Here is a 16,531-nt window from a genome sequence, read left to right as displayed (position 1 = left end):
CGGAGAACGGCTGCCATGGCTGCAAGGGCGCTAGTGGCGCAGCAGGCGGTCGAGGACGTTGCGGGTGATGCGTTCGACCTGGCGGTCGCGCCCGTCCGCCAGCACTTGCGCCCAGTCGCTGGTCCCGGCCGCGAACACGGTGCCGCCGCGTTCGTAGAGGCCAAGCGTGGCGGCGTGCTTGCCTTCGCCGGCCGCATGGCGTGCGCGGGCGGGCAGCGCCTGCCAGCGGCGGTCGAGGGGACAGGCGGCGAGCAGCTGGTAGCCGTCGGGCGTGCCGTCGCCGTCGGCCCAGGCAGATAGAAGCGCTTCGCCGCTGGCGTGATCGAACGTGTCGAGCGGCGCGCCGTCGCAGGCGTAGCCGGCTAGCGGCGGCCAGCTGGCGGCGCCGAAGGCCTCGAAGCGCCGCAAGCCGGTGCCGGCGAAGACCCAGTGGTCCGGCTGCTGGACGATGAAGCCGCGGGTCTGGCGCGCGCCCTCCCACCAGGCGCCGCCGTGGCGATGGCTCACGCCCGTGATCCGGTCTTCGGGCCGCCCGGCGCCGCCGGCGGGCCACCAGCGATCGAATGCGCCGTGCGCGCCGCCCTGGTGGCAGACCAGGAAGCGGCCGTCGACCAGGTGCACGCGCCAGCGGCACAGCCTGGCGGCGAACCAGGCGGCATTTCCGCCGGCGGCGATGAAATCCTCGACCGCCTCGCGCGCGGCTTCGGTCCAGTATTCGTCGGTCCCGGCAGCGACCAGCAGCCGGTAGCGCAGCAGCAGCGCCGGATCGGCGTCGAGGTCGAGGTCGGTGCAGAACTCCGGCGCATAGCCCTGGCGCGCCAGCCAGCCGATGAAGCGCGCATCCCAATGGGCAAAGCTGTGGCGCCGGCTGGCGGCATCGTAGTAATCGGGCGCGCCCCAAACCGGGCCGCCGATGCCGCCGCCGGGACGCAGCAGCGACACGCGTGCGCCGGGCGGCGCGGTCGATTGCGGCGGCCTGGCGTAAAAGCAGCCGCCGCCGCTGAGGTTGTAGGCATGCCAGGTAGCGAGCGGCAGTTTATAGAGCATGCCGCCGTGGCGCGCGCCGCGTACCACGAACAGCACCGCCGCCGAATCGAGTGCGGGCGAGAAGGCCGGTCCGCCCTCGGCTTCTTCAAGATGGGCGATGTAGACCGCCGAGGTCCAGTGCGCGGGAATGGAAAATTCGTAGGCCGGCCAGTCCCAGTCCTCGCCCGCGCCTTTTTCGCGCGCGCGTTCGCCGGGGTGCCAGGGCGAGCTGTGCATGGCGGTGGGGCCATCGCCCCAGCGGTAGAAATGCACGCGAAAGCGCCGGCTGCTGGTGGCGACATGGAGCACGAGGCGCTCGCCGGGCAGCACGCTGGCGCGGCCGGGATAGGCGCTGATCATGGCCGCCCCGGTACGACGCGCCGGCTCAAGGTGGTGCCGCGCATGACGGATCCCGCGTTCATCGTCTTCTCCTGTTCTGGCGCAGCGAAGGAGCGAATCGTCCCTCTTTGAGCAGGATGAGTTGCCGTTAGTTCGGCACGCTGAACGCGGCTGACGCAGGTTGGATCTGCTGACGAATCAGGAAACCTCGGCGCCCGAAAAGGGTCTGAGGGAATGTGGCGGGGTCAACAATGCGGCCAATCGTGGATCGGCCGCGGCCTTTGCGCCCGGCGGCGCCAGCCGGAGTATGATGGGCCCTCTACTTTTACCGCGACCCGACGATGCTGAAAACGCCTCCGACCTTCACGCCGCTGATGGCGCCGCAGGACCATGCCGACCCGCTCACCTTCGTCTTCCATGGCGGGCGCCTGCTGCTGCGCGAACACGACCTTGCCTTGCCCGATGCCGCCGCCCTGGCCGCGGTCAAGCTCGACCCGGCCAAGGTGCAGCCGGTCGGGCTGCTGGGCGAGCGCTACTGCCAGGCAGGCTGGATCGAGAGCGATGCGCTACCGGAAGGCTATGCCTGGCGCGGCCTGCGTTCGCTGCTGTTCGAGCTCGACGAATCGATGCTGGGCCTGGCCGGACGCGCGGCGCAGATTGCGGAATGGGCGCGCACGCACCGCTTCTGCGGCGCCTGCGGCCAGCCGATGGCGCGCGTGGCGCACGAGCGCAGTTTTAAATGCGGCAGCTGCGGACACCTGGCCTATCCGCGCATTTCTCCGGCGATGATGGTCCTGATCCGCAAGGGCGACGCCTTCCTGATGGCGATGCACGTGGCCTCGCCGAGCAAACGGTTTACGCCGCTGGCCGGTTTCCTCGAGGCGGGCGAGTCGATCGAGGAAGCGGTGCACCGCGAGGTGTTCGAAGAGGTGGGGCTGCAGGTCACGAACCTGCAGTATTTCGCGAGCCAGTCCTGGCCCTTCCCGCACTCGCTGATGATCGCCTTTACGGCCGATTACGCCGGCGGCGAGATCCGCGTCGACCCGCTCGAGATCGCCGAAGCGCGCTGGTTCGGCCCCAACGACGAATGGCCGGAGCGCGTGCCGCACATCTCGGTCTCGAGTGTATTAGTGGACGCGCACCGGCCGGCGGGCAGGTAAGTTAATTGATTGCTGCCGGCAGCGCCGGCGTGGTGCGCACTTCGATCGCTGCCGGACCCGTCGACGATGCCGCCACCTGCACATGCGCGCCGTCGTCCGGCCGCGTGCCCGTGCTGCGCAGCTGAACCGCGCGCTGCAGCAGGTCGAACCAGAAGGGCGCACCGAACAGCGTGGTCGACGCCGTGACGATCCAGCCGGCCGCCTGCAGGGCAAAGGCGGCGTCCAGCCTGGGCGGGAAAGCCTGCCAGCCGATCGGCAGCGCCCACAGCTGGCGCAGGGTGTCGGCGTCGAGCGCAGTCGGGACCGCACCGATGTGGGCCGCCAGCTGCGGCTGCTGCCAGAGGGTGCGGAACAGGGCGATGCTGTCGATATTGAACAGGATCGCCAGCAGCAGCGAGATCAGGAAGGAGATCAGCAGCTGGCGCCGTTTATAACTACCGGAAAGGCGCTGCATCGCATTGTCGAACCAGCCGGCGATCAGGTGCTGGAAGCGCTCCAGGTCGCCCCCGGCGCGGGCATATAAACCCTGCAAGGCGCGCCGCACCTGCGGGTCGGCCACCGCGTCGATATCCAGGCCCAGGCGCGCGAAATTGCCGGGGATGTGCTGGATGCTGTCGATCAGCGCGATCGCAAAATAGCCCGGTTCGATATACGATGGCTTGCTGGCGAGCGTGCGCTCGTCGGCCGCCTTGCCGTCGCTGTGCGGATTGACCAGCGGGTGCGCATACACCATCTGCGCCAGCGCCGTGAAGCGCGGATCGTTGAGCATGCTTTTGATCCCTGCCAGCAGGGTGTTGGCACGCAGACGAAATGCCGCCGCCAGCGCTTCCTGGACGGTCGCCACAATCAGCGCCACCGTGCCGTAACAAAACGTCAGACCGATTGCCAGTTCCAGTACCGAGCTTCCGAACATAGGCCGCCTCCATCGAGTAGTGAGCGAGTCCACGCTAGCGCATCGCTACAACAGATGAGTCTGGTTTGCTCAAGAAAGGAGCAGCTCCCGGCCCTCTTCGTCCATTTTCTATATACTGGCGGCAATCGTATTTTTAGGGCTTCTCCCATGTCTTACAAAGAAGAATTTACCGAGAACGACTGGCGCCGTTTGCTGGCCAGCCTGGGTGAAGATCCGAACCGTCCCGGCCTGCACGAAACGCCGGCGCGCGTGACGAAAGCCTGGAAACACTGGACCTCGGGCTACGGCCAGGATCCGGTGACGGTGCTGAAGGCCTTTGAAGACGGCGCCGAGCAGTACAACGAACTGATCGTGGTGCGCGGCATCCCCGTCTACAGCCATTGCGAGCACCATTTGGCGCCCTTCTTCGGGAAAGCCACCATCGGCTACCTGCCGAACGGGAAGATTGTCGGCCTGTCGAAACTGACCCGCCTGGTCGACATCTTTTCCAAGCGCCTGCAGGTGCAGGAACGCATGACGATGCAGATCGCCAACGCGCTGATGGAAGTGCTGGAGCCGAAAGCCGTCGGCGTGGTGGTGAAATGCCGCCACATGTGCATGGAAAGCCGCGGCATCCGCACCCAGGGCGAGGAAACGATCACGTCCTGCATGCTGGGCGAATTGCAGCCGAACCTGGCGCTACGTACCGAGTTTCTCGCTTTGGCACGCGACTGATCGACCCTTAGTCAACACCCGCCGGGAACCTGTTCCGGAACTCTCCCCTCAAAGCTAATTTGGGGAGAACCACATGGCCAGGCCCGAATTCCCCAGCGACATCGGTCGCGAGCATTTCGAGCTCGTGCGCGGCATGCTCGAGGCGGCGCGGCGCAAGACGCGTCCGCGCAAGCACGATCTCTATGACGTGTACTGCGCGGTGCTGTATTTCCTGCACACGGGGGCGGCCTGGCGCAGCCTGCCGCGCGACTTTCCTCCCTGGCGCACCGTCCACGAATATTTTACCCAGTGGACCATGTTGCGCGACGGCGAACGCACCCTGCTCGAGCAGACGCTCGACAAGCTGGGACGCGATGTCGAACTGGCCCAGCTACACCGCCTGCTGCGCCCGCGCTGACGCGTTTGTGCGACGTTTAAGCAAAAAGTTCAGTCCTGCCAGTGAGGGGGACTGATACTGAGCAGGCATTCGTCGTTACCCCTTACGTCTTGTCACAATCTGTTGCGATTTCGAATCGTGCGCGTCAAACAGCTGAGCTACGCTGGGAGATTGTTCTCTTTTCATCCCGGCGCCATGTTCGACTACCTGAACCATTACCTGTTTTCCCTGTTCAACGCAGCGCCCGGCCTGGCCGGCTGGCGCCTGCACGGGGCGATCTTCGCCGCCGAATGGGTGATCCTGGTGGTGCCGGTCGGCCTGGTGCTGATGTGGACGAACGGCGTGGCGGACCGGCGCGAAGCGGCCGTGCACGCCTTCCTGGCCGCGGTCGTGGCGCTGACGATGAGCAAAGTGATCGGCCTGATCTGGTTCCATCCGCGTCCCTTCATGGTCGAGATCGGACAGACCTTCCTGCACCATGCACCCGACAGCTCCTTCCCGAGCGATCATGCGACCAGCATGTTCTCGGTGGCGCTGGCGCTGGCCTTGAGCCGCCTGCGCGAGGCGCGCCGCTTCGGCCAGGCGCTGCTGGTGCTGGGCGCCGTGGTGGCCTGGGCGCGCGTCTTCCTGGGCGTGCACTGGCCGCTCGATATGGCGGCCGCCTTCATGGTGTCGGCCGTGGCTGCGCTGCTGGTTCACACCCGCGCCGGGGAGGCGCTGGCGGTCATGCTGGTGGCGATGATGCAGACCGTCTACCGGCGCGTATTGGCCGCGCCGATTGCCCGCGGCTGGTTACGGCCCTGATTCACTGCTTCGGCGTTTCCGGTTCCGCCTTTTCAAACACCAGTTTCTTGTTCTCGTCGAAGTGATACAGCCCAAGAGGCTGGCCAGTCACCTGTTCCGGCGCCTCCAGTTCGCTGCAGCGATCCGTCTCGACGCGCCAGGCCTGGTCGCCGGCGCGCAGCGTGTAGGTGTTCTCGCCTGACGCGAACAGCTCGATGTCGACGTCCGCGATCGGCAGCTGGCCCAGCGGGATGCGGCGCTGGCAGTCGGGCATGCGCGAGGCGAGCAGGTCGAGCGTGACTTCCTTCTTCCAGAAATACTCCTGCATCGCGCGCACCGTCAGCGCGTGCTGGTTGCCGTCGATGTAATAGGTGGCCGAGGAGTCGACGCAGCCGGCGAGCAGCAGGGGAGCGAGCAGGAGAAGTGGGCGCATGCAGGGGTTCCAGGTTGGGGCGCGACCCTTGCCGCGCCGGGGCCAGTATAGAACGCGGCTTTCCAGCCGTGCAACTGTGCTACAGCGTCGCGATCTCCGCCAGCGAGGCCGGCAAGTCGAACTCGTGGTCCGGATCGGCCTTGCGCAGCACCTCGATCGGCGCATAGCCCCAGTGGACGGCGGCAAAGGCAACCCCGGCGCGGCGCGCGGCGTCGGCGTCGAGCGCCTGGTCGCCGATATACAAGGCGGCGTCGGGCGCGACGGCTGCGCGTTTCAAGACTTTGCGGATGCGCGCGCTTTTCCCGAAGACCGACATCCCGCATTCGTACTGGCTGATCAGGCAGGACAGTTCCGGCCCCAGCACCTGGCGCACGTTGTCTTCGGCGTTCGACGAGACGATGGTCAACTGGATGTCGCCGCGCGCAAGTTCGCGCAGGACAGTGTCGACCTGTGGAAACAGGCGCACCTGGCCGGCGTTCTCGCGCATCAAGGTTTTGAAACTGGCGGCGGCCAGCGGCAGCTTCCAGGGCGGCATGCCGACATGGCGCATCATCTCGCGCGCACCGTAGTGGCGCAGGCGTTCGACGTGGGCCAGGTCGATGCGCCGAAAGCCGTGCTCGTCAGCGATCCGGTTAAAGACGCTGAGGAGGAACGGGAACGAATCGGCGAGGGTGCCGTCGAAGTCGAAGATGGCGAGGCGGTAGCGCATGGGTCCCGATGATACACAAGCTGAGAAAACGCTCGATCACCGGTGGTGTCAAGCTGCGGCGGCGCGCTCCGGTACCACGAAGGCCAGGCTTTCCTCGAACGAGCGCAGCACCATGTCGACGTGTTCCTGCACCACGTCCTGGTTGGCCGCGGTTTCGCCGAACGGCAGCCTGATCGTTACCAGCAGCGCGTTCGGCAGGCCCGCGCGCAGCTCGTCGGCGACGCGCTGCCACTGCTCCAGCGTCGATTCGACCGGATAGATCAGGAACACGGTGGAGATCAGGTCGGCCTTGTCCGGGCCCGGATTGTCCTGGTCGGCGCCGGTCACCACGCTGCGCGCATCGACGTCCAGTTCGCGCAGCGAGCGCACCAGCAGTTCCGTCAGCAGGTCGTCGCGCTCGGTACCCAGGCCCGCGCACAGCACGATCGAGTGCGAGGGCACGTCAAGCGAGCCCTGCCAGCGGCCCAGGCGCGCTTCGCGCATCTTGCGCAGGTGGGCGCCCACATTCGCGTCGAGCAGCGACACCCGCCCGCGTCGGCGCTTCCTCATCGGTTCGCTCGATACGGGCGTCAGCGTCGCGGCGACCTCGGCGATCGTGCTGCGGATGTGGGCCGCCTGCGCATTCTCCAGCTGGCCGGTGCGCTGCTCGGCGGCCACCATCGAGATCCCCGGCAGCAGGATCTGGTCGCAATAGCGCGCGAAGCTGTGGCGATCGAGATAGGTGCGCGCGTCGGAAATAATACTGTGTGTCTCACCTGCCAGTACGCGCTGGTAGAAGCGCTGCGCCACGTTCACGTTCGGCACGTCGCCCAAGAGGATCGTCACCGGCTCGAGCGCCCGCACGTGGCGCCCGGCCACCACCAGGCACAGCGTGAGCGGCGTCGACAGCAGCAGCCCGACCGGCCCCCACATCGCGCCCCAGAACAAGGCAGACACGATCACCGCCAGCGGAGACAGGCCCGAGCTGTGCCCATACACCTTGGGTTCGACCACATGCGCCACCACCAGTTCGAGCGAGACGAACAGCGCCAGGCAGGACAGCGCCATCGACCAGCCCGGATCGATGGCGGCGACAAAAATCGCGATCAGGACGCCCGCCACCATGATGCCGAGGTAGGGCACGAAGCGCAGCAGCCCGGACAGGGCGCCCCAGAGCGCCGCATGCGGCACCCCGAAGGCCCACAACAACACCCCGACCAGCGCCCCGAAGGTGAGGTTGACGGCAAACTGGGTCAGGAAGAAGCGCGACACGCCGCGCGTCGCGTCCGACAGGGCGCGCACCGTGCGGCTGACCTCGGCCTGGCCGGCGAGGCGGATTACGCGGTCGCGCAGGGATTCGTGTTCGAGCAGGATGAAGATCAGGAGCACCAGCACCAGGCCGGTTTCGCCGATCGGCCCCCAGGCCATGGCGAACAGGCGCGACAGGGTGTCGCGGGTGGTTGCGCGCGGTGCCCGGATTTCGACCGGCAGCGGTTGATTCGCGCCGGTGGTGAGCGTACCGCGGCGCACGGTGACGGGCGGTGGCGGCGGCAGTGGAGATTGCGGCGCCACCGCGCTCAGTTCAGCCTCCAGGCGCGCGAACGGGCGCTCGGTGATTTCGCGCACGCGCTCGATCTTCGAACGGATCGCGGCCCGGTATTCCGGCAAATCGCGCGTCACGGCGACTAGCTGGAACGCGAGGATGGTGCCGACGCCCACCACGCAGGTACCGGCCAGCAGCACCGACACCAGCGTGGCCGGCAGGCGCGGCAGGCCGATGCGGCGCAGGGAGCGGATCAGGGGCGCCAGCACCAGGCTCAGGATGGTTGCCAGGGCCAGCGGTTCGAGCACGTCGCGGCCGAAATACAGCAGGCCCAGGATGCAGGTGGCGGTGACGACCGAACTGGCGGTGAGGTTGTTGAACAGGCTTGATTCGCGCATTAAGGACTTAACGTTAAGGGCTGTGCATCGAGCGCGGCAAGCAGGCGCGCCGCCTCGACCGGCTTGACGAAGTGGTGATCGAATCCGGCCTGGCGCGACGATTCGCGGTCGCTGGTCTGGCCGTAGCCGGTCAGCGCGACATACACGGCGCCGGCCAGCGCCGGCTGCCCGTGCAGCTGGCGCGCCAGTTCGTGGCCGTCGATCAGCGGCATGCCGATGTCGAGGATGAACACGTCCGGCGGCGCAGCCAGCGCCGCCCCTACCGCCTCGCGCGGGTCGTTGATCGTCTGTACCGCGTGGCCGGCCGCATCGAGCAGGGCCGAGAGGGTGGAAGCCGCATCGACATTGTCGTCGACCAGCATGATGCGCAGCGCGCGCTTCGATGCCTCGAAGCCTGGCGCCGGCGCGGCGGGACGCGGCAACTGTGCCACGGCCGGCAGTTCCACCGTAAACGTGCTGCCCGCACCTGGCCCTGCGCTGTGCGCGGCCACCTGGCCGCCATGCATCTGCACGATGTTTTTCACCAGCGCGAGCCCAAGACCGAGGCCGCCCTGGGTCCGGTCCGGCGTGCGCTTGCCCTGCACGAACAGGTCGAACACATGCGGCAGCAGGGATGGCTCGATGCCGTTGCCGTTGTCGGTCACGGCGATGCGCACGCTGCCTTCCTTGACATCCATGGCCAGCGTGATCTGGCCGCCGGCCGGCGTGTACTTGGCGGCATTGGCCAGCAGGTTGGCCGTCACCTGGATCAGGCGCGCGCGGTCGCCCAGCACGCAGGCCGGGGCCGAGCCGAGCTGCAGCGCCAGCGTGTGGCGCCCGGCTTCGACCAGCGGGTGCACCTGTTCGGCGGCGCTGGTAACCACCGCCTTCACGTCGACCGGTGCCTTTTCCAGCTGCACCATGCCGCGCGTGACGCGCGAGACGTCGAGTAAATCGTTCACCAGCGTCGTCATGTGGCTGACCTGGCGCGAAATCACCTCGCTGTACTGGCGCACTTTATCCGCGTTGTTCGGCGCCAGGCGCAGTACCTGGGCCGCGGCGCTGATCGGCGCCAGGGGATTTCTCAGCTCGTGCGCCAGCATCGCCAGGAATTCGTCCTTGCGGTGGTTGGCCGCCTGCAGCGCCTCTTCGTTCAGCTTCGCTTCGTGGATGTCGGTATCGGTGCCGAGCCATTTGACGATCTCGCCGCTTTCGCTGCGCAGCGGCAGCGCGCGCGCCAGCACCCAGCGGTAGCCGCCCGCGTGGTGGCGCATGCGCAGGGTAATTTCGTAGGGTTCGCCGGTGGTCATGCTGTGGACCCAGCGGGTGAGTGCACACTGGCGGTCGTCCGGATGCACCAGGTCTTGCGCCCAGGTCGCCCCCGAGGCCACGCCCGCCTCGCAGCCGATGAACTGGTCGAACTGCTCATTGTGGTAATCGACCGTACCGTCGGGGAGAGCCGTCCACACCATCTGCGGCATCGCATTCGTGATCGTCCGAAAACGCAGCTCGCTGTCCTTGAGCTCCTCTTCGAAACGCTTGCGGTCGGTGACGTCGCGCGTGGTACCGGCCACCGCCTCGACTTCGCCGTCGGGCCCGAGGATAGGCACGAAGATGTAGTCGTAGATGCGCCGTCCAAAAGCGCCATCGAAGGGCACTTCGCCGCGGATCGGCGCCCTGGTCGCCTTCACTTCCTCGATTTCGCGGTCGTGCATTGCCGCGTGCCAGGGCTCGTAGCCCAGTTCCCAGCAGGTTTTACCGACCGCTTCCTCGAAGGTCTTGCCCCACATTTTCAGCAGCACCGCATTGGCATAGGTGAACCGGTGCGCCAGGTCGAACACGTAGACCAGGTCGGGGGTATTCGACAACACGGTTTCGTACAGGCGGCGCTGGCGTTCGGAGTCGCCGGCCATGGCGGCCAGCTCGCGCGCGGCCTCTTCGTGGCGCACCGCGTTTTCCTGTTCGCGCAGGTGGCGTTCGGTGAGCAGGGCCAGCAAGTCGGTGAAATAGCCGATCTCGCCGACCAGTTCATCGCTCGGGGCAAGCTGGTTCGCATGGAAGAACGCGAGCGTGCCGAGGATCCTGCCGCCCGCCGAATGCAGCGGGAAGGACCAGCACGAGCGGATGCCGTGGGCCTCGGCGATCGGAAGATAAGGCCCCATCAGCGGCTCGTTGCGCAGGTCCTCGACGATGACGATGCGCCCGGCGTGGGCGGCGCGCCCGCACGGCGGGCCGGCCGGGCCGACCGGCAGCTCCCGCAGCGCCTCGGTCAGCGCCGCCGGAATCCCGGTGGCCGCCGCCAGGCGCAAGTGCTGTCCCGCCTCGTCCATCAGGTAGACCGAGGCCCAGCTTTGCGCGTTGATGAGCAGGCGCGCTTCGTCGAGCAGGCTTTGCAGGATGACGTCGTAGGACGCGCCACGTACGGCATCCGACAGGATGTGTCGTAGTCCGTCGAAATCGCGTCCTGCTGGTGGGGACTTCATCGTGTGCGCGCCATGAGTATCGTAGAGCCCGATTCTAGCGCAGGGAGCGGCGCACCGCCCGCGTTTCCTTGTTACGCAGCCTGCTGCAGCGCCTCGATCAGGGAGCGGTGCGCCGCCACGCCCGCCATGGCGCCATCGGCCACCGCGAAAGCGACATTTCCGGCGCCGCGCGCCATGTCGCCGCAGCAGAACACGCCGGGCACGCTGCTCGCCTTCATGGCGTCGGTGCGCACGAACGACCCCATCGGGCCGTCCTCCATTGCGCAGCCGAGCTGGCCGGCGATCGGGCTGGCCGCGTGCATCGTGCTCGCCACGAACAGGCCCGCCATCGGCAGCACGCGTCCGTCCACCAGCACGACGTCGGCAGTGCCGGCGATGCGCGCCACCGCGCTGCGCTCGATCCTGACGCCGCGCGCAGCCAGGGCCGCCAGCTGGTCCGCATCCGGCGCAAAGGCGTCGTTCAGGAAGAAAGTCACCGTGCCCCAGTCTGGCAGCATCAGCGCGTGGTGCATCGACAGCGGCCCGACCGCCAGCACCCCGATCTGGCCCGCATCGAGCTCGTAGCCATGGCAGTAAGGGCAATGAAAGACGCTGCGCCCCCAGCGTTCGGCCAGCCCTTCCACGGGCGGCAATTCGTCGGTCACGCCGGTGGCCAGCACCAACGTGCGTCCGTGGAAGCGGCTGCCATCGGCCAGCGTCACCGCAAAGCCCCCGTCCTGCGCGTGCACGCCGGCAGCGAGGCCCTCGGCCCAGGTCACGTTCGGATACTGCAGCAGTTGCGCGCGGCCGGTGGCGGCAATGGCGGATGCGTCCGTGCCGTCCTGGGTCAGGAAGCCATGCGAGTGCTGCGCGAAGCGGTTGCGGCGCTGGCCGGCATCGATCACCAGCACCCGGCGCCGGGCACGCGCCAGCTGGGTGGCGGCGGACAGGCCGGCATAGCTGCCGCCGATGATGATGGCGTCAAACGCCGGTGTCGCTGCGGTGTGCATGGTGTTCTCCCAGGTGCTGCGCGTACTGCGCATTGAAGCGTTCGGACAGTTCGGCCAGCGAGACGTCGCCCAGGCGTTTGACGAGCAGGGCCTCGGCTTCGTCGAAGGCGCTCGCCAGCGACTGGTTCACGACTTTCTCGACCAGGCAGGACGGATGGTCGACCCGGTTACCCATGGCGAAGACGGTAGGGGAACCCACCGCCTCGTAGATGTCGCGCAGGGACAGCTGGCGCAGGTCGGCCGTGACGGTCCAGCCGCCGCCATGGCCCTTGCCCGAGCCGACATAGCCGCGCTCGCGCAGGCCGGCGAGCGTGCGCCGCACCAGCACGGCATTCGTGTGCAGGAAGCCGGCCAGCTCCTCCGACGTAAGCGGGCGGTCGCTGTGGGCCATGTGCAGCAGCAGGTGCAGGACGGAGGAAAGGCGGGAATCGGGTCTCATGTAACTTATGATAGTACAAAATATGGCGCGCTGCACGAAACGCTTTATTTGTTTTCGCGCGGCGCCTCGTTCAATAGTGCGTTTATTCGGGGTGAACGGCCTTACAATCTTGCTACCTTTATATCTTGTGAAGCCCCGACCCATGGCCCAGATCCATCCTGCCGGCTGGCGCGAGATGTCCGTCACCGGAAATGCCGCGCGCGAGATCGAAACGCTGGCCCTGCTCGAGCAGCGCCTTTCCGACGCGCCCTACAGCATCTACCACGGCGTCCACTGGACCAATGTCGAAAACGGGTATTCGGTGTACGGCGACGTCGACTTCATCATCCTCGCCCCGAACGGGCGCATGCTGCTGATCGAGCAGGTCGCGGGTTTCCTCAACGAGACGGCGGACGGGCTGCTGAAGAACTTCCAGGGCAAACCACGAAAAATACGCGCCCACATCCTGCACACGATCGAGGGGCTGACCAGGCGCTACAACGGCGAGCTGTCGATCGACTACCTGCTGTACTGCCCGGACTACACGGTGCGCGATCCGCACCTGGCCGGCATCGACCCAAGCCACATCATCGACGCCACCAACAAGGGGCGGCTCGGCAAAATCATCCGCGAAGCGCTGCCCATCACCGATAAAACCGACGACTTCGACAAGGTGACGCGCTTCCTGGGCGACACCCTGAGTTTACGGCCCGACCCGAGTTCGATGATCGGCTCGGCCACCAAAATGGTGACGCGCCTATCCGGGGGCCTGGCCACCTGGGCGCGCCGGCTCGAATTCGAACCCTTCCGCCTGCGCGTGGTCGGTACTGCCGGCAGCGGCAAGACGCAGCTGGCGCTGGCCGAATACACGGCTGCGATCGACGCCGGCCTGCGCCCGTTATATGTCTGCTTCAACCGTCCGCTGGCCGACCACATCGAGCAGCTGGTGCCGCCGGGTGGACGCGTCTCGACCTTCCACATGCTGTGCGACGCCTACATGCGCGCCCAGGACGTGACGCCCGATTACTCCTCGCCAGACGTCTGGGACGACATCGAAAAGGCGCTGGCCGCGGTCAGCCTGCCCGAAACCTGGCAGTACGACGTGCTGATCGTCGACGAAGGCCAGGATTTCTCGACCGCCTGGCGCGACATCGTGCTCGGCATGGTCAAGCCGAACGGCCGCGCGGTCTGGCTGGAAGACCCCGACCAGAATTTATATGGCCGCCCGATGGTGGCGCTGCCCGGCTGGGTCAAGCTGCACTCCGACACCAACTACCGCAGCCCGCGCCAGATCGTGCAGATGTTGAAATCGATCGGCGCCGCGCGCGACCCGGTGGAGGCGGGCAGCCCCTTTAAAGGTGGCGACATCGAGGAGCTGACTTATCCGGAAGGCGACCTTGAAGCGATGCTGGCGCAGACCCGGCGCGCGGTGACTTCCTGCCTGGCGGCCGGCTTCGGGCGCCACGACATCGCACTCTGTTCGTTTCGCGGACGCGAAAAATCCGCCATCCTGAACCTCGACAAACTGAGCGACGCCCATACGCTGCGCTCGTTCACGGGTGCCTACGACCTGTTCGGCAATCCGGTGTTCCGCGAAGGCGGGCTGCTGGCGGAATCGGTGTATCGCTTCAAGGGCCAGTCGGCGCCGGCGCTGATTTTTACCGAGATCGATTTCGAGGACATGACCGATCTGGTGCTGCGCAAACTCTTTGTCGGGATGACGCGCGCGCGATTGAAGCTGGTGCTGGTGATGAGCGACCGGGCCTCGTTGCAGCTGCTGGACCGGATGTAGGGGCTGGAAAAGTTACCAAGAGTACAGTACATTGGAGGGCGCACGCCGCTCATCCGATCGCTGTCCAACTTGCCGCCCCATGAAACTCAAAGCACCGTTCTACCTGTGGTTCGTTCTCGCTTTCCTGATCACCAACCTGTTGCACGAATCCGGCCACTGGCTGATGGGCACGGCACTCGGCATCGACGTGCGCTTCGGCCTGAACGGGGTGCCCTACCTGTCGGCTACCGAAGCCTGGCAAAGGGCGCTGGCCGACGCGGCGGGCCGCTGGTGACGATCGTACAGGCCATCATTGCGTATGTCGTCGTCCAGCGCAGCGCTTCCCTCAAGGCCTTCGCCTTCCTGTATGCGGCGGCCTTCATGCGCCTGGTGGCGGGCCTGGTGAGTGTGATGCATCCGAACGACGAGGCCCGCCTGAGCATGTACCTGGGGCTGGGCAAGTGGACCTTGCCGGTGCTGGTGGCGGCCGGCCTGATCGCGCTGGCGCTGCATGGCGCCCGACGCTTCAATCTGACCTGGAAGGACCACCTGCTGTGCTATGTGGTGGCTTCGCTCGCGGTATCCGCCATCGTCGGCATCGACCGTTTTATTCTGTAGGGCCGCTTCAGATCCCGGCCGCGTCGTCCTGCGCGTTCGCCGCCGGCATGTGCTGCGGATCGCACTTCGCCACCCGTGTGCAATTGCGGCCGCCGTGCTTTGCCTCGTACAGCGCAAGGTCGGCCGCGTGCACCAGCGCCTGTATGCTGCTGCCATGCTCCGGATACGAAGCCACCCCGATCGAGGCCGTGGCGCCAATCGGTTTACCCTGGTGCAGCACGTCGTTGGCGGCAATCGCCAGGCGCAGCGTTTCGGCGCGTTTGATCGCGTTCTCGACACCGCATTCGGGCAGCAGCACCACCATCTCTTCGCCGCCCATGCGGCAGGCGACGTCGCCGGAGCGGATGTTTTCGCGCAGCGTCAGCGCCACCTTGCGCAGGATGGCGTCGCCAGCCTCGTGGCCGAAAGTGTCGTTGATGCGCTTGAAGTGATCCAGGTCGAGCACCAGCACCGACAAGGGCGCGCCGTTGCGGCTCGAGCGCGCCAGTTCGCGCTTGAGCACTTCGTCCATGTAGCGCCGGTTGTAGAGCTGGGTCAGCGGATCGATGATCGACTGCTGCCGAAGTGAGACACGTAGTCTCACATTGCTCAGGGCCAGGCCAAGCTGTTCCGCCAGCTGGCCGATCCAGGCGCGCTGGTCCTCGGCGCCGTGCACGAGGCCGGGACCGGTGACGGTCAGGCAGCCGATCACGTCGCCCTGCGTCACCAGCGGCAGGCACAGGCGGTCCATGTCGAGATTGTGCACGTGGCGGCAGGCCAGGCCGCCGTCACCGCCCGTAAATGCGTGCGGACTGCCGCGCCGCAGCGCCCAGCAGTCGAGCGCCTCGATGACGATTGGCTCGCCTTCGACGCTGCCCCAGCCGGCTTTGCGCTCGAGGATGTCGCGCGAATTGTTGTACAAATACAGGCTGCCCGACAGGTTGGGCAGCAGGCGCGGCAGGTAGCTGGCGATCACGCCGGCCGATTCGTCGGTGGACTCGGCCAGCTCCAGCGCGTGCATCAGCTCGGCGCTGCGGAACAATAAATCGTTCTGCAGCGAGATGCGCTCGTTCGTCTGGTGGGTCTCGAGGGCCGCCGCCTTTGCCTTGTGCTCGGCCGCGTCGCGCTGGCGCAGCACGCTCAACGCCGCAACCAGCACGCCGCCCAGGAACAGGATATTCGTCAGCGTCGCCACCAAACTGGCCGTGGCCGCCGAGTTCGAAGTGTCCAGCAACTGGTCGCCCAGGTCGTTGCGCTGCTGCGCATAGATGGCCAGCTCCTTGCCGATCAGGTCGCGCAGCAGGTCCATCTGCGCCTTGCCGGTACCGCCGGCAATGAAGCGCGACGCCTCTGCCAGACCCTGCGCGCGGCGCAGTTCGATGGTACGCGCCACGGTCTGCATCTTGGCGCTGCTGGCACGCTCGATGGCGGCGGCGCGCACAGCCTCTTCGGAACTGGCCATCTCGCGCCGCAGTGCTTCCTGGGTCGCCGGAATGCCGTTCACGGCCGAGTGGTAGGGATCGAGGAAACGCTCGTCGCCGGTCACGACGAAGCCGCGCTGCGCCGTCTCCGCATTGAGCAGCATGTCGAGCAGCGTCAGGTGCAGGCGCTCGACGCTGGAGGCGCTGCGCAATTCCGACATCACCAGCGTCACCTGGCGGTTGACGAGCATCGGCAGCGCAGCCACGGTCGACATGACGAGAATGATCGCAGTGGCGGCGACCTTGATCTTTGTTTCAAATTTCATCGAATGCAGCCGGCGAAATGGCGTGGATAGACCGCATTCCGCGTGCGGCAGTGCCGGCGGCGGGAAGGGCATCGGAAAGGCGCAGGTTACCATAGGTAAAGAAGAGCCGATTTTTGCTTCCCCACGGCCTCAAATGTTTCAAACTGTATAGAGAGTGGTAACAATCAAACAAGC

The 16,531-nt window shown here is 66.6% G+C and carries 15 protein-coding genes and 1 pseudogene; 7 read left to right on the top strand and 9 right to left on the bottom strand.

Annotated features, from left to right (window positions below; genetic code table 11):
• Positions 1-30 precede the first annotated feature (30 nt).
• On the bottom strand, positions 31-1,386 hold the full coding sequence (locus NMB41_RS23975) for a N,N-dimethylformamidase beta subunit family domain-containing protein (RefSeq protein ID WP_494380234.1): 1,356 nt from the start codon (positions 1,384-1,386) through the stop codon (positions 31-33).
• 320 nt (positions 1,387-1,706) lie between these two features.
• On the opposite strand from NMB41_RS23975, the gene nudC reads away from it, so the two are divergent.
• Complete coding sequence (gene nudC, locus NMB41_RS23970; protein ID WP_494380233.1) at positions 1,707-2,525, top strand: NAD(+) diphosphatase; 819 nt, start codon at positions 1,707-1,709, stop codon at positions 2,523-2,525.
• Between the two features lies 1 nt (position 2,526).
• Here the strand turns inward: nudC and NMB41_RS23965 are convergent, their stop codons facing one another.
• Positions 2,527-3,438: a hypothetical protein gene (locus NMB41_RS23965; protein ID WP_494380232.1), complete on the bottom strand. Its 912-nt coding sequence runs from the start codon at positions 3,436-3,438 to the stop codon at positions 2,527-2,529.
• A gap of 147 nt (positions 3,439-3,585) precedes the next feature.
• On the opposite strand from NMB41_RS23965, the gene folE reads away from it, so the two are divergent.
• The 3 genes and pseudogenes from folE (at position 3,586) to NMB41_RS23950 (ending at position 5,332) form a co-directional block, all read left to right on the top strand.
• Positions 3,586-4,152 carry a GTP cyclohydrolase I FolE gene (gene folE, locus NMB41_RS23960; protein WP_494380231.1) on the top strand — a complete coding sequence of 189 codons (567 nt, stop codon included), beginning with the start codon at positions 3,586-3,588 and terminating at the stop codon, positions 4,150-4,152.
• 73 nt (positions 4,153-4,225) lie between these two features.
• Positions 4,226-4,501, top strand: a pseudogene (locus NMB41_RS23955) (transposase); the annotation flags it as partial.
• A 198-nt stretch (positions 4,502-4,699) separates the two neighbouring features.
• Complete coding sequence (locus tag NMB41_RS23950; RefSeq protein ID WP_494380230.1) at positions 4,700-5,332, top strand: phosphatase PAP2 family protein; 633 nt, start codon at positions 4,700-4,702, stop codon at positions 5,330-5,332.
• A 1-nt stretch (position 5,333) separates the two neighbouring features.
• Here the strand turns inward: NMB41_RS23950 and NMB41_RS23945 are convergent, their stop codons facing one another.
• The 6 genes from NMB41_RS23945 to NMB41_RS23920 form a co-directional block, all read right to left on the bottom strand.
• The gene (locus tag NMB41_RS23945) at positions 5,334-5,744 is read right to left on the bottom strand and encodes a hypothetical protein (protein ID WP_494380229.1); all 411 of its coding nucleotides are present in this window, start codon (positions 5,742-5,744) and stop codon (positions 5,334-5,336) included.
• Between the two features lie 79 nt (positions 5,745-5,823).
• The gene (locus NMB41_RS23940; RefSeq protein ID WP_494380228.1) at positions 5,824-6,453 is read right to left on the bottom strand and encodes an HAD hydrolase-like protein; all 630 of its coding nucleotides are present in this window, start codon (positions 6,451-6,453) and stop codon (positions 5,824-5,826) included.
• Positions 6,454-6,501: 48 nt separating this feature from the next.
• Positions 6,502-8,373, bottom strand: coding sequence for an AI-2E family transporter (locus NMB41_RS23935; RefSeq protein WP_494380227.1), 1,872 nt, complete (start codon positions 8,371-8,373; stop codon positions 6,502-6,504).
• A complete protein-coding gene (locus NMB41_RS23930) occupies positions 8,373-10,835 on the bottom strand; it encodes a hybrid sensor histidine kinase/response regulator (RefSeq protein WP_494380226.1) in 2,463 nt (820 codons plus the stop codon). The genes NMB41_RS23935 and NMB41_RS23930 overlap by 1 nt, the downstream gene beginning before the upstream one ends.
• Before the next feature lie 71 nt (positions 10,836-10,906).
• A complete protein-coding gene (locus tag NMB41_RS23925; protein WP_494380225.1) occupies positions 10,907-11,824 on the bottom strand; it encodes an NAD(P)/FAD-dependent oxidoreductase in 918 nt (305 codons plus the stop codon).
• The gene (locus NMB41_RS23920; RefSeq protein ID WP_494380224.1) at positions 11,796-12,263 is read right to left on the bottom strand and encodes an Rrf2 family transcriptional regulator; all 468 of its coding nucleotides are present in this window, start codon (positions 12,261-12,263) and stop codon (positions 11,796-11,798) included. Before NMB41_RS23920 ends, NMB41_RS23925 begins: the two co-directional genes overlap by 29 nt.
• Before the next feature lie 142 nt (positions 12,264-12,405).
• Here NMB41_RS23920 and NMB41_RS23915 point away from each other — a divergent pair, with 142 nt between their 5' ends.
• From NMB41_RS23915 to NMB41_RS23905, 3 genes are all read left to right on the top strand, one after another.
• Positions 12,406-14,034 (top strand): ATP-binding domain-containing protein, encoded by a 1,629-nt coding sequence (locus tag NMB41_RS23915; RefSeq protein WP_494380223.1) that lies wholly within the window; start codon positions 12,406-12,408, stop codon positions 14,032-14,034.
• 79 nt (positions 14,035-14,113) lie between these two features.
• Entirely contained in the window at positions 14,114-14,308 is a 195-nt protein-coding gene (locus tag NMB41_RS23910) for a hypothetical protein (protein ID WP_494380222.1), read from the top strand.
• Complete coding sequence (locus NMB41_RS23905; protein ID WP_494380221.1) at positions 14,305-14,631, top strand: hypothetical protein; 327 nt, start codon at positions 14,305-14,307, stop codon at positions 14,629-14,631. The genes NMB41_RS23910 and NMB41_RS23905 overlap by 4 nt, the downstream gene beginning before the upstream one ends.
• Before the next feature lie 7 nt (positions 14,632-14,638).
• On the opposite strand, the gene NMB41_RS23900 is transcribed toward NMB41_RS23905, so the two are convergent.
• A complete protein-coding gene (locus tag NMB41_RS23900) occupies positions 14,639-16,357 on the bottom strand; it encodes a diguanylate cyclase (protein ID WP_494380220.1) in 1,719 nt (572 codons plus the stop codon).
• Between the last annotated feature and the right edge of the window lie 174 nt (positions 16,358-16,531).

It is taken from the genome of Massilia sp. FBCC-B171, assembly GCF_059134155.1.
Note: the sequence above shows the minus strand (reverse complement) of the source record. Positions and strands in the feature narration are given on the sequence as shown.

What these genes read in the sequence shown, in the direction of transcription:
- NMB41_RS23900 (WP_494380220.1), bottom strand. Translation starts at nt 16,357, where the DNA reads ATGAAATTTGAAACAAAGATCAAGGTCGCCGCCACTGCGATCATTCTC.
- NMB41_RS23965 (WP_494380232.1), bottom strand. Translation starts at nt 3,438, where the DNA reads ATGTTCGGAAGCTCGGTACTGGAACTGGCAATCGGTCTGACGTTTTGT.
- folE (WP_494380231.1), top strand. Translation starts at nt 3,586, where the DNA reads ATGTCTTACAAAGAAGAATTTACCGAGAACGACTGGCGCCGTTTGCTG.
- NMB41_RS23945 (WP_494380229.1), bottom strand. Translation starts at nt 5,744, where the DNA reads ATGCGCCCACTTCTCCTGCTCGCTCCCCTGCTGCTCGCCGGCTGCGTC.
- NMB41_RS23935 (WP_494380227.1), bottom strand. Translation starts at nt 8,373, where the DNA reads ATGCGCGAATCAAGCCTGTTCAACAACCTCACCGCCAGTTCGGTCGTC.
- nudC (WP_494380233.1), top strand. Translation starts at nt 1,707, where the DNA reads ATGCTGAAAACGCCTCCGACCTTCACGCCGCTGATGGCGCCGCAGGAC.
- NMB41_RS23920 (WP_494380224.1), bottom strand. Translation starts at nt 12,263, where the DNA reads ATGAGACCCGATTCCCGCCTTTCCTCCGTCCTGCACCTGCTGCTGCAC.
- NMB41_RS23910 (WP_494380222.1), top strand. Translation starts at nt 14,114, where the DNA reads ATGAAACTCAAAGCACCGTTCTACCTGTGGTTCGTTCTCGCTTTCCTG.
- NMB41_RS23915 (WP_494380223.1), top strand. Translation starts at nt 12,406, where the DNA reads ATGGCCCAGATCCATCCTGCCGGCTGGCGCGAGATGTCCGTCACCGGA.
- NMB41_RS23975 (WP_494380234.1), bottom strand. Translation starts at nt 1,386, where the DNA reads ATGATCAGCGCCTATCCCGGCCGCGCCAGCGTGCTGCCCGGCGAGCGC.
- NMB41_RS23930 (WP_494380226.1), bottom strand. Translation starts at nt 10,835, where the DNA reads ATGAAGTCCCCACCAGCAGGACGCGATTTCGACGGACTACGACACATC.
- NMB41_RS23925 (WP_494380225.1), bottom strand. Translation starts at nt 11,824, where the DNA reads ATGCACACCGCAGCGACACCGGCGTTTGACGCCATCATCATCGGCGGC.
- NMB41_RS23940 (WP_494380228.1), bottom strand. Translation starts at nt 6,453, where the DNA reads ATGCGCTACCGCCTCGCCATCTTCGACTTCGACGGCACCCTCGCCGAT.